The sequence below is a fragment of the Ectopseudomonas khazarica genome (genome assembly GCF_004521985.1).
Classification (GTDB): domain Bacteria; phylum Pseudomonadota; class Gammaproteobacteria; order Pseudomonadales; family Pseudomonadaceae; genus Aquipseudomonas; species Aquipseudomonas khazarica.
In genome coordinates this window covers 176,091-186,859 of the sequence record NZ_SBHZ01000005.1, presented here as the reverse complement: position 1 = coordinate 186,859, position 10,769 = coordinate 176,091, and the positions used below count along the sequence as shown (strand labels likewise).

Genomic DNA, 10,769 nt, shown 5'->3' with positions numbered 1-10,769 from the left:
TGCCGTTCGGCGATGTCCGCATCGCCGAGCGGACAGGATGCATCCACTGTGAATTGGCAAAGAGAGAAGCATGAGCGTGAATGATGAAAACGTCGGGCTGGGGCGCCGTGGTTGTCTCGGCCTGTTCCTGGCGGGTCTGCTGTTCGTCGTGCTGGTGTTCGTCGGTCTCATCTACATCATGACGCGTCCGCAGGATGGCGAGGTCGAAGCCGCCGAGCGCGAGGCGATCGAAGCCTGCTGGAAGAGCGCCGATGCCACGGAGCGCAGCTTCACCGTGGAAAGCTGCCAGGAAATGGAAAAGCAGTTCCTGCGCAAGTTCGGCCATCAGCCATGAGCCTGCTGCAACGTCTGAGTTTCAAGCACTTCGTGGTGGGATTCTGCGTGTTGGCGCTGGGGCTCGTGGTGCTGATCTGGTGGCTCAGCGGCGCCGCCTACCTGCGTCCCTATGCGGAGCAGACGGTGATCTTCAGCCAGGACGGCCTGAAGCTTCCCGCCTCGCTGGCAGGCCCGGGGCCCATTCGCGTGGTGCACTTCTGGGACCCTGACTGCCCCTGCAACGCGGAGACCGATGCACACCTGCGCTACCTGATCGGTCTGCACCGCAATGCCGATGTCGAGTTCTACAGCGTGCAGAAACCCGGCAGCAAGGGTGAGATCGCGCCCTTCCTGCGTGGGCGGATGAAACCCTTGCCCGGCATCGAGGGCATGGAGTCGTTGCCGGCCAGCCCGGCCCTGGCGATCTGGGACCGCGATGGCAACCTGGCCTATGCCGGTCCCTACAGCGAGGGGCTGGTGTGCAATTCCAGCAACAGCTTCGTCGAGCCGGTGCTCGATGCGCTGACCCAGGGGCGCCATGTGTCGCTGGCCAGCGGTCTGGCCGTGGGCTGCTACTGCGCCTGGAAATAGTGGCGATGGCAGGCTGCGGGGGCCGGGAGTAGGGCGGTGGCTTGTGAACGGGCATCCTGAGGCTTGGGTGGCGTTCGGCTCCGGCCGTGAGGCTGGTCGCGGCTGAAGCCCCTCCCACAAAAGCCCCTCCCACAGGAGTCCCTCCTGCCAACTGCCGTTGCGTAGCCCGGATGCAATCCGGGGCGGGCATGGGGGGCGTCCTGCTTTGCATGTGGGCTGGGCAGATAGAGCTATCGCGGCTGAAGCCGCTCCTACAGGTGTGTGGTGGCGGCTGGGGCATTCGGCTACGTGTTCACCCAGTGCTGGGTGGCTGAGACATCTTCACAGAAGAGCCCTGGCTGGTTGCCATTGCGTAGCCCGGATGCAATCCGGGGCGGGCATGGGGCGTCCTGCTTTGCATGCGGGTTCGGCAGATAGAGCTATCGCGGCTGAAGCCGCTCCTACAGGTGTGTGGTGGCTGCTGGGGCATGCTCATGCGGTGGTTCGCGCCTGAAGCGGCGGCTGCAGGTGGTCAGCGGTCTCGTGGGAGCGGCTTTAGCCGCGATGCTGTTGGCCGACCGTGGTGGCCCCGGATTGCATCCGGGCTACGCGCCAGTCGTCCCCGTCCCTCGATGCGAGCCCTTTCCAGGCCTGCTTTCTGCAGGGCTGACGCACCTCGCGTGCGCATTCGAAAACTCCGAAATTTCCTCGATGTCAAGCGCTGTGGCGCCGTCGGCTGACGGCATCTTGCATGTCAATGATTCCTGTCAATTTGCTGACAAACAGCTCTAAAACGCGGGTGTGATCATTTGTCGCACCCCTGCGCGTCTTTGCTGCGTTCTCGCAGCAAGGTGTTTCAAAACATTGCGTATTTGTTGCGAAACATGTCGGCAAGAGGCTGTCAGTTTGCTCATGAGTAGGTTGCTAATGAATTGTGCGGGCGCGCCCCAGCCCTCAAGATCGCCCGTCCCACGGTTTTACCGTTTCGCTTGCACGGATGCTCAAGCTCAGAGTTTCCGCTGCCGGCCTTTTGCTCGATGGGCCGCACGGCGACTGAAGCCGAATGTGGGACATCACTCAGTTGAAGGTCGTGACATGAAAGAAGAGAAATACCATCGTTGTGTGCGCTGGTTGCTGATGGCGATCGCCTGCTCAGCGCTCGGTGGATGTGACTGGGCACTGTTCAACTCGAAAGGGCAGATCGGTGTCGAGCAGGGCAACCTGATCCTGATCTCCATCGGACTCATGCTGATCGTGGTCGTACCCGTGATCATCATGACCTTCCTGTTTGGCTGGCGTTATCGCGAGTCGAACGAGAAGGCCACCTACATGCCCGACTGGGCACATTCGCACAAGATCGAACTGGTCGTCTGGGGTGTTCCACTGATCATCGTCGCGGTACTGGCGGTCATCATCTGGAAAACCTCGCACTCGCTCGACCCCTACCGCCCGATCGAATCGGACAAGCCGGCACTCAACATCGAGGTGGTCTCGCTCGACTGGAAGTGGCTGTTCATCTACCCGGATCAGGGCGTTGCCGTGGTCAACGAGCTGGTGATCCCGGAGAAGACCCCGGTGACCTTCCACATCACCTCCGACACGGTGATGAACGCGCTGTCGATCCCGCAGCTCGGCGGGATGATCTATGCCATGGGCGGCCAGCGCACGCAGCTCAACCTGATCGCCAACGAACAGGGCGAGTTCTTCGGCCAGTCCGGCAACTTCAGTGGCGAGGGCTTCTCGGCCATGCGCTTCACCACCCACTCGGTCAGCGATGAAGGCTTCGCGCAGTGGGTCGACAAGGTCAGGCAGTCGCCCGAGGTCATGGACTTCGCGGCGTTCAAGCAGGTGGGCGAGCCCGGCGAGATGGTCAACCACCGCTACCCGATCTACCCGATCCGCTACTTCGGCCAGGTCGAGCCGAACCTGTTCAACAAGGTGATCGGCCAGTACGTGACCCTGAAGGATTCCCACAGCACGGCCATGCGCGAAGCAGCGGAGGTGCAGGAGTGAATATGTTTGGAAAACTGACTCTGGATGCGGTGCCGTATCACGAGCCGATCATCATGATCACCCTCGCCATCGTCGCGCTGGGTGGTCTGGCAGTGTTCGCCGCGGTGACCTACTTCAAGAAGTGGGGTTACCTGTGGAGCGAGTGGCTCACCTCGGTGGACCACAAGAAAATCGGCGTGATGTACATCCTCGTTGCGCTGGTCATGCTGGTGCGTGGCTTTGCCGACGCGATCATGATGCGTACCCACCTGGCCATGGCCCACGGTGACGGGCAGGGCTACCTGCCGCCCGAGCACTACGACCAGATCTTCACCGCGCACGGCATCATCATGCTGATCTTCGTGGCCATGCCACTGGTCACCGGCCTGATGAACATCGTCGTGCCGCTGCAGATCGGCGCACGTGACGTGGCCTTCCCCTACCTGAACTCGCTGAGCTTCTGGCTGTTCGTCGGTGGCGCGCTGCTGATCAACCTGTCGCTGGGCCTGGGCGAGTTCGCCAAGACCGGCTGGGTGGCTTATCCACCGTTGTCAGGCATCCAGTACAGTCCGGGCGTGGGCATGGACTATTACATCTGGAGCATGCAGCTATCGGGACTGGGGACGACCCTGACCGGGGTCAACTTCATCGCCACCATCCTCAAGATGCGTGCCCCGGGCATGAGCCTGATGAAGATGCCGATCTTCACCTGGACCATCCTGATCACCTGCATCCTGATCTGCGGCGCCTTCCCTCCGCTGACCGCGACCCTGGCGATGCTGTCGCTCGACCGCTACCTGGATTTCCACTTCTTCACCAATGAACTGGGTGGCAACCCGATGATGTACGCCAACCTGTTCTGGATCTGGGGTCACCCGGAGGTGTACATCCTCATCCTGCCGGCGTTCGGCGTGTTCTCCGAAGTGGTGGCGACCTTCTCGCGCAAGACCCTGTTCGGCTATGCCTCGATGGTCTGGGCGACTGCGGCGATCGGCGTGCTGTCGTTCGTGGTGTGGCTGCACCACTTCTTCACCATGGGCTCCGGTGCCAGCGTCAACGCCTTCTTCGGCATCATGACCTCGATCATCGCCATCCCCACCGGGGTGAAGATCTTCACCTGGCTGTTCACCATCTTCCGTGGCCGTCTGCAACTCAACGCCATGACCTGGATGACCCTGGGCTTCCTGGTGACCTTCTCCATCGGCGGCATGACCGGCGTTCTGATGGCGGTGCCGGCGGCGGACTTCGTGCTGCACAACAGCCTGTTCCTGATCGCCCACTTCCACAACGTGATCATCGGTGGCGCGGTGTTCGGCTACCTGGCCGGCATCATCTACTGGTTCCCGAAGGCCTTCGGCTTCAAGCTGCTCGATCGCTTCGGTCGCTACTCCTTCTGGTGCTGGCTGATCGGTTTCTACTTCGCCTTCATGCCGCTGTACGTGCTCGGCTTCATGGGCATGACCCGTCGCCTGAACCACTTCGACAACCCGGCCTGGGTGCCGTGGGTGCAGGTGGCCGTGGTCGGTGCGGTGCTGATCGGCATCGGTATCGTCTTCACCGTGGTGCAGTTCGTCACCAGCTACATCAAGCGCAAGGACAACGTCGACGTCACGGGCGATCCGTGGGATGGCCGTACCCTGGAATGGGCAACGTCCTCGCCACCGCCGTTCTACAACTTCGCGGTCATCCCGACGGCGGACAAGATCGACGCCTTCTATGAGGCGAAGAAGAACGGCGTCGAGCTGATGCCTGCGCCCGAGCACTACGAGCCGATCCACATGCCGAAGAACACCGGCAACGGCCTGGTCGTATCGGCGTTCGTCATCGCCTTCGGCTTCGCCATGATCTGGCACATCTGGTGGCTCGCCATCGTCGGTCTGGTCGGTGCCGTGGTCAGCTTCATCGTGCGTTCCTACGACGAGGACATCGACTACTACGTGCAGCCCGAAGAGATCGCGCGGATCGAGCAGGCGCACCATCAAACCAAAGCCAACGCAGTGGTACAGGCATAACCATGACCGCATACGAACCCCACTATCCACATGACGCTCATGGCCACGGCCATGAGCACCACCACGACAGCAGTGGCATCAAGCTGTTCGGCTTCTGGGTCTACCTGATGACCGACCTGCTGATCTTCGCCACGGTGTTCGCCACCTTCGCGGTGCTGAGCAACGCCTTCGCCGGTGGTCCCACCGCCAAGGAGATGCTCCGTCCGGGCCTGCACCTGGTGCTGGTGGAAACCTTCGCGCTGCTGTTCTCCAGCATCACCTACGGCATGGCCATGCTCGCCACCTACCGGGGCGACAAGGCCGCGGTGCTGCGCTGGCTGGGCATCACCTTCCTGTTCGGGGTGAGCTTCATCAGCATCGAGCTGTACGAGTTCCGTCACCTGATCCATGAAGGGGCCGGGCCGCAGACCAGCGCCTACTGGTCGGCCTTCTTCACCCTGGTCGGCACCCACGGTCTGCACGTCAGTGCCGGCCTGCTGTGGATGCTGGTGCTGATGCTGCAGGTCGGCAGCCGTGGCCTGACCGACACCAACAAGACGCGGGTCGGACTGCTCAGCCTGTTCTGGCACTTCCTCGACGTGGTGTGGATCTGCGTCTTCACCGTCGTCTACCTGATGGGAGTGCTGTAAATGGCTCATCAAGACAATCACGCGGCACACTCCGTGGGTTTCAAGGATTACCTGAGCGGTTTCATCCTCTCGGTGATCCTTACCGTGATCCCCTTCGCCCTGGTCATGCATCCTGAAGTGCTGGGCCTGAGCCGTGGTGCGACCCTGATCACCGTGGTGATCTTCGGCCTGGTGCAGGTTCTCGTCCACCTCGTGTACTTCCTGCACATGAAGACCGACGCGGAAGGCCGCTGGAACGTCGTATCGATGATCTTCACCGTGTTGATCATCGCGTTCGTCGTGGGCCTGTCGGTCTGGATCATGTGGAGCATGCACTATCACATGATGATCAACTGATGCTGGCGCTCCTGAAGCAGTACCTCAACCTCGCCAAGCCAGGCATCGTCTTCGGCAATCTGATTTCCGTGACGGGTGGGTTCTTCCTGGCTTCGCGTGGCGATGCCGACCTGACGCTGTTCCTCGCGACAGCGCTGGGGGTTGCGCTGGTGATCGCCTCAGGCTGCGTGTTCAACAACTACATCGACAGGGACATCGACCAGAAGATGGAGCGGACCCGCAACCGGGTCCTGGCGCAGGGGCTGGTGTCCCCTGCGCACGCCATCGTCTATGCCTGCGTGCTCGGCGTCGCCGGTGTGGCCGTGCTGTATGCCGCCAGCAACACCCTCGCGGTGATGCTGGTGCTGATGGGCTTCGTGGTCTACGTCGGCCTCTACAGCCTGTGGCTCAAGCGCGGCTCGGTGTACGGCACCCTGGTCGGCAGTCTGTCGGGGGCGGCTCCGCCCGTGGTGGGCTACTGCGCGGTCAGCAACGAGTTCGATGCTGGCGCGGCCATCCTGTTGTTGATCTTCAGCCTGTGGCAGATGCCGCATTCCTATGCCATCGCCATCTTCCGTTTCAATGACTACCAGGCCGCGAACATTCCGGTGCTGCCCGTCATCAAGGGGATCTCGGCTGCCAAGCGGCAGATCGTGCTGTACATCGCCGCCTTCGTGGTCGCGACCCTGATGCTGACGCTCAGCGGTTACGCCGGCTACAGCTACTTCGTGGTCGCCGCGCTGAGCGGTGCCTACTGGCTGTGGATGGGCGTATCGGGATACAAGGCCGTCGACGATACGGTGTGGGCGCGCAAGCTGTTCACCTTCTCCATCGTCACCATCACCATGCTCAGCGTGATGATGTCGGTGGACTTCATCTCCGCGCCGGAGCAGGTGCTGGTGACTTCCATCAACCACCTGTGCAGCCAGTTCGCCGCCAGCGCGCAGGGCATCTGCGCGGTGGTCGCCGGTATCTGATCGGGACGGGTAGGGCGGCATCTTCAGCTGCGGCCAGCCTGCAGGGTGGATGTCGCTCTTTGCATCCACCAACCGGTGGATCGATGCAGCGCGATCCACCCTACGGCGGCATCTTCAGCTGCGGCCACCCTGTAGGGTGGATGTCGCTCGTTGCATCCACCAGCCGGTGGATCGGTGAAGCGCGATCCACCCTACGGCAGTACCTTCGGCTTCGGCCAGCCTGTAGGGTGGATGTCGCTCTTTACATCCACCAGCCGGTGGATCAATGCAGCGTGATCCACCCTACGGCAGTACCTTCAGCTGCGGCCAGCCTGTAGGGTGGATGTCGCTCTTTACATCCACCAGCCGGTGGATCGGTGCAGCGTGATCCACCCTACGGCAGTACCTTCAGCTGCGGCCAGGTGGCCAGCCAGTTCTTGCTGCGCAGTCGCGCCTGGTAGATCGGCTGTTTCTCGTCCTTGAACCTTCCGGCCGGTCGCACGATGAGGCCGAACAGGTCCTCCAGGCCGAGTGGTGCGGCGACTTCAACCTCACCCTGCCCATCCAGTCGCACGGCCACCGCCGTCGCCGTCTCCGGCCAATAGCGCATCGCGTCGCTAGCCGAGGCGTACGGCGCGTCGCCATTGCGCAGGTGCATGCGCGCCTGATTCTTCACTGACCACTGCAGTCGTTCGTCCCTGTGGCGCAGGAGCCGCTCCAGTTCGATATCGCGCGCAGCGGAGGCCTGGCTGCGTTCGAACCAGATCACGTCGATGTCCGCTGGCAGCGGCGCGTCGCTGCGCTGGTGCAGGTGATCCCAGACCGCGCTGCGCACGAAGCCGGCGGCCACCCAGCAGTCCGGCAGGTCGAGTTCGCGTACCAGCTGGAGGATGCGCAGGCGCTGCGGGTCGGCGCAGATGATCGCCTGGAGTCGGGTGGTCAGGTTCATGCGCGCAGCCTAGCAGCGCGGCCTGTCGCTGCTCCACACCCTGGAGCCGGCTTCCGCCGCGATGGTCGCCGCAAGGTGCCTGCCATGCGCGTCAGATCTCGCGCTGGTTGACCCGCTGCATCAAGGCTTCGGCCGACTCCTTGCGCTCGGAGTAGCGGTCCACCAGTTCCGGGTGCTCGCGCAGCAGCAGGGTGAAGCGCATCAGCTCTTCCATCACGTCGACCAGGCGGTCGTAGTAGGGGGAGGGCTTCATGCGGTCGTCGTCGCCGAATTCGAGAAAGGCCTTGGGCACCGACGACTGGTTGGGGATGGTGAACATGCGCATCCAGCGGCCGAGCACGCGCAGCTGATTGACCACGTTGAACGACTGCGAGCCGCCGCAGACCTGCATCACCGCCAGGGTCTTGCCCTGGGTCGGGCGTAGGGCGCCGAGGGCCAGCGGCACCCAGTCGATCTGCGCCTTGAACACCGCCGACATGGCGCCATGGCGCTCCGGTGAACACCACACCTGGCTTTCCGACCACTGCATCAGATCGCGCAGCTCCTGCACCTTGGGGTGTTCCACCGGTGCGTCGTCGGGCAGTGGCAGGCCGGATGGGTCGAAGATGCGGGTCTCGGCGCCGAGGTGGCGCAGCAGGTGTGCGGCTTCCTGTACCAGCAGACGGCTGAACGAGCGCGGCCGGGTGGAACCGTACAGCAGCAGGATGCGCGGCGCCGGGGCTGAGTCGCTGCCTTGGGCCGGCAGCAGGTCGAGGTCGAGGTTGGGCAGGTCGTCGCTCATGCGTGCGTCTTCACTCTTGGCCAATGCGGTTGATCGCCTGTTGCAGCTCGTCGCGGCTCATGTCCGCCAGGGGCAGGGCGAGGAAGGCGCGGCAGCGCCGTTCGATATGCGCCAGGGTGGCCTGGAACGCGGCGTCGATGCTGGCCTCGTCGCCTTCCACGTGGGACGGATCTTCCAGCCCCCAGTGGGCCTTCAGCGCCGGGCCGAAGTACACCGGGCAGGCTTCGCCGGCGGCCTTGTCGCACACAGTGATGACGATGTCCGGTGGGCTGTCGACGAAGGCATCGTTGCCCTTGCTGCTCAGGCCCTCGGTGGCGATGCCGGCCGCGCGCAGGGTCAGCAGGGTGCGCGGCAGCACCTCGCCGCGCGGGAAGCTGCCGGAGCTCACCGCCAGCTGTCCGGCGGGCGCCAGGTGGTTGAACTGCGCCTCGGAAAGGATGCTGCGGCAGCTGTTGGCCGTGCACATGAAGAGGATTTTCATCGGAAGGCTCCGCGAGGTCAGAGGCTCAGGCGCACGGCCAGAGCGGCAAGGGTGAGCAGCAGGATCGGCAGGGTGAGGACAATGCCCACCCGGAAGTAGTAGCCCCAGGTCACGCGGATGCCCTTGCGCGCCAGGACGTGCAGCCAGAGCAGGGTGGCCAGGCTGCCGATGGGGGTGATCTTCGGGCCCAGGTCGCAGCCGATCACGTTGGCGTAGATCATCGCCTCGCGCACGGCCCCGCTGGCCTGGATGGCGTCGATGGCCAGGGCGCCGATCAGCACGCTGGGCATGTTGTTCATGATCGAGGAGAGCAGCGCGCTGAGCAGCCCGGTGCCCAGTGCCGCGCCCCACACGCCGTACTGCGCGAAGCGCTCGAGCAGCCCGGTGAGGCTGGCGGTCAGGCCGGCGTTGCTCAATCCGTAGACCACCAGGTACATGCCCAGGGAGAAGATCACCACCTGCCAGGGGGCCTCGCGCAGGACCTTGCCGGTGGCGATATGGCGGCCGCGCGCGGCGATGGCGAACAGCACCGCCGCGCACACGGCGGCGATGGCGCTGATGGGCACGCCCAGCGGTTCCAGGGCGAACAGACCGAGCAACAGCACCAGCAGGACGATCCAGCCGACGAAGAAGGTGCGTGGGTCGCGAATCGCCTCGCGGGGTGCCGGCAGGCTGGCCACCGCGTACTGCGCCGGGATGTCGCGGCGGAAGAACAGCCAGAGCATGCCCAGGGTGGCCGCCACGCTGACCAGGTTGACCGGCACCATCACCGCCGCATAGCGGGCGAAGCCCAGGTCGAAGTAGTCCGCCGAGACGATGTTGACCAGGTTCGACACCACCAGCGGCAGGCTGGCGGTGTCGGCGATGAAGCCGGCGGCCATGACGAACGCCAGGGTCGAGGCCGGCGAGAAGCGCAGGGCCAGCAGCATGGAGATGACGATGGGGGTGAGGATCAGCGCCGCGCCGTCGTTGGCGAACAATGCCGAGACGCCGGCGCCGAGGAGGATACTGAAGGCGAACAGGCGCGTGCCGCTGCCATTGGCCCAGCGCGCCACGTGCAACGCGGCCCAGGCGAAGAAGCCGGCCTCATCCAGCAGCAGGCTGATGATGATCACGGCAATGAAGGTGGCCGTGGCGTTCCAGACGATCTGCCACACGGTCGGGATGTCGCCCGGGCTGACCACCCCGGCGAGCAGCGCCAGCAGCGCGCCCAGCGAGGCGCTCCAGCCGACGCCGAGGCCGCGTGGTTGCCAGATGACCAGAATCAGGGTGAAGACGAAGATGGCGGCGGCGATCAGCATGCAGGTATCTCAGCAGCAGGTGGCAAGGCGGGCAGGGCGCTCGCCCATGTTGGCGAGGCGCGTGCAGTCCTGCTCCAGCCAGCTGCGGTTGGCTGTCAGGGTGGCGGCGAGCACCTCACCTATCCACTGGGGCAGGTCCGGGGCGAGGCGGTAGTACACCCACTGGCCCTGGCGGCGGTCCTGCAGCAGCCCGCAGCTGCGCAGCTGTGCCAGGTGGCGGGAGATCTTCGGCTGGCTGTCGCCCAGTGCACAGACCAGTTCGCAGACGCACAGCTCGCCCTGCTCGACGATCAGCAGCACGGCGCGCGCGCGGGTTTCGTCGGCCAGGGCCTTGAACAGTTCGGTTGGAGAGAGCGGGCCAGGCATGCGTGGTGTCTCGCATATATGGTTTTGCGAATATACGTAATTCCATATGTCGTGGGCAACCACGGTGGTGGCCGAGGCCGGCTTTGCTCTAAAGTCCGATGG

12 protein-coding genes are annotated in these 10,769 nt (G+C 63.9%); 7 read left to right on the top strand and 5 right to left on the bottom strand.

What is annotated here, in order from left to right; all coding sequences use genetic code 11:
* Window positions 1–70 precede the first annotated feature (70 nt).
* The 7 genes from EPK82_RS08195 (at window position 71) to cyoE (ending at window position 6,810) form a co-directional block, all read left to right on the top strand.
* Window positions 71–334, top strand: coding sequence for a hypothetical protein (locus EPK82_RS08195; RefSeq protein ID WP_134676281.1), 264 nt, complete (start codon window positions 71–73; stop codon window positions 332–334).
* Entirely contained in the window at window positions 331–906 is a 576-nt protein-coding gene (locus EPK82_RS08190) for a DUF6436 domain-containing protein (protein WP_037048830.1), read from the top strand. The genes EPK82_RS08195 and EPK82_RS08190 overlap by 4 nt, the downstream gene beginning before the upstream one ends.
* A 1,074-nt stretch (window positions 907–1,980) precedes the next feature.
* On the top strand, window positions 1,981–2,898 hold the full coding sequence (gene cyoA, locus EPK82_RS08185) for a ubiquinol oxidase subunit II (protein WP_037048826.1): 918 nt from the start codon (window positions 1,981–1,983) through the stop codon (window positions 2,896–2,898).
* Between the two features lie 2 nt (window positions 2,899–2,900).
* Entirely contained in the window at window positions 2,901–4,889 is a 1,989-nt protein-coding gene (cyoB, locus tag EPK82_RS08180) for a cytochrome o ubiquinol oxidase subunit I (protein WP_037048823.1), read from the top strand.
* Window positions 4,890–4,891: 2 nt separating this feature from the next.
* The gene (cyoC, locus tag EPK82_RS08175; RefSeq protein ID WP_037048821.1) at window positions 4,892–5,518 is read left to right on the top strand and encodes a cytochrome o ubiquinol oxidase subunit III; all 627 of its coding nucleotides are present in this window, start codon (window positions 4,892–4,894) and stop codon (window positions 5,516–5,518) included.
* The gene (gene cyoD / locus EPK82_RS08170) at window positions 5,519–5,854 is read left to right on the top strand and encodes a cytochrome o ubiquinol oxidase subunit IV (protein ID WP_134676280.1); all 336 of its coding nucleotides are present in this window, start codon (window positions 5,519–5,521) and stop codon (window positions 5,852–5,854) included.
* Window positions 5,854–6,810 (top strand): heme o synthase, encoded by a 957-nt coding sequence (gene cyoE, locus EPK82_RS08165; RefSeq protein WP_047585551.1) that lies wholly within the window; start codon window positions 5,854–5,856, stop codon window positions 6,808–6,810. The genes cyoD and cyoE overlap by 1 nt, the downstream gene beginning before the upstream one ends.
* A gap of 373 nt (window positions 6,811–7,183) precedes the next feature.
* Here cyoE and EPK82_RS08160 read toward each other — a convergent pair whose 3' ends face one another.
* From EPK82_RS08160 to EPK82_RS08140, 5 genes are all read right to left on the bottom strand, one after another.
* The gene (locus EPK82_RS08160; RefSeq protein ID WP_134676279.1) at window positions 7,184–7,738 is read right to left on the bottom strand and encodes a nucleotidyltransferase family protein; all 555 of its coding nucleotides are present in this window, start codon (window positions 7,736–7,738) and stop codon (window positions 7,184–7,186) included.
* 91 nt (window positions 7,739–7,829) lie between these two features.
* Entirely contained in the window at window positions 7,830–8,519 is a 690-nt protein-coding gene (gene arsH, locus EPK82_RS08155; protein WP_134676278.1) for an arsenical resistance protein ArsH, read from the bottom strand.
* Between the two features lie 10 nt (window positions 8,520–8,529).
* Window positions 8,530–9,000: an arsenate reductase ArsC gene (locus EPK82_RS08150; protein WP_134676277.1), complete on the bottom strand. Its 471-nt coding sequence runs from the start codon at window positions 8,998–9,000 to the stop codon at window positions 8,530–8,532.
* A gap of 17 nt (window positions 9,001–9,017) precedes the next feature.
* Window positions 9,018–10,301 carry an arsenic transporter gene (locus EPK82_RS08145; RefSeq protein ID WP_134676276.1) on the bottom strand — a complete coding sequence of 428 codons (1,284 nt, stop codon included), beginning with the start codon at window positions 10,299–10,301 and terminating at the stop codon, window positions 9,018–9,020.
* A gap of 9 nt (window positions 10,302–10,310) precedes the next feature.
* The gene (locus EPK82_RS08140) at window positions 10,311–10,667 is read right to left on the bottom strand and encodes a metalloregulator ArsR/SmtB family transcription factor (RefSeq protein ID WP_134676275.1); all 357 of its coding nucleotides are present in this window, start codon (window positions 10,665–10,667) and stop codon (window positions 10,311–10,313) included.
* Window positions 10,668–10,769: the final 102 nt, after the last annotated feature.

What these genes read in the sequence shown, in the direction of transcription:
- EPK82_RS08195 (WP_134676281.1), top strand. Translation starts at nt 71, where the DNA reads ATGAGCGTGAATGATGAAAACGTCGGGCTGGGGCGCCGTGGTTGTCTC.
- EPK82_RS08190 (WP_037048830.1), top strand. Translation starts at nt 331, where the DNA reads ATGAGCCTGCTGCAACGTCTGAGTTTCAAGCACTTCGTGGTGGGATTC.
- cyoA (WP_037048826.1), top strand. Translation starts at nt 1,981, where the DNA reads ATGAAAGAAGAGAAATACCATCGTTGTGTGCGCTGGTTGCTGATGGCG.
- cyoB (WP_037048823.1), top strand. Translation starts at nt 2,901, where the DNA reads ATGTTTGGAAAACTGACTCTGGATGCGGTGCCGTATCACGAGCCGATC.
- cyoC (WP_037048821.1), top strand. Translation starts at nt 4,892, where the DNA reads ATGACCGCATACGAACCCCACTATCCACATGACGCTCATGGCCACGGC.
- cyoD (WP_134676280.1), top strand. Translation starts at nt 5,519, where the DNA reads ATGGCTCATCAAGACAATCACGCGGCACACTCCGTGGGTTTCAAGGAT.
- cyoE (WP_047585551.1), top strand. Translation starts at nt 5,854, where the DNA reads ATGCTGGCGCTCCTGAAGCAGTACCTCAACCTCGCCAAGCCAGGCATC.
- EPK82_RS08160 (WP_134676279.1), bottom strand. Translation starts at nt 7,738, where the DNA reads ATGAACCTGACCACCCGACTCCAGGCGATCATCTGCGCCGACCCGCAG.
- arsH (WP_134676278.1), bottom strand. Translation starts at nt 8,519, where the DNA reads ATGAGCGACGACCTGCCCAACCTCGACCTCGACCTGCTGCCGGCCCAA.
- EPK82_RS08150 (WP_134676277.1), bottom strand. Translation starts at nt 9,000, where the DNA reads ATGAAAATCCTCTTCATGTGCACGGCCAACAGCTGCCGCAGCATCCTT.
- EPK82_RS08145 (WP_134676276.1), bottom strand. Translation starts at nt 10,301, where the DNA reads ATGCTGATCGCCGCCGCCATCTTCGTCTTCACCCTGATTCTGGTCATC.
- EPK82_RS08140 (WP_134676275.1), bottom strand. Translation starts at nt 10,667, where the DNA reads ATGCCTGGCCCGCTCTCTCCAACCGAACTGTTCAAGGCCCTGGCCGAC.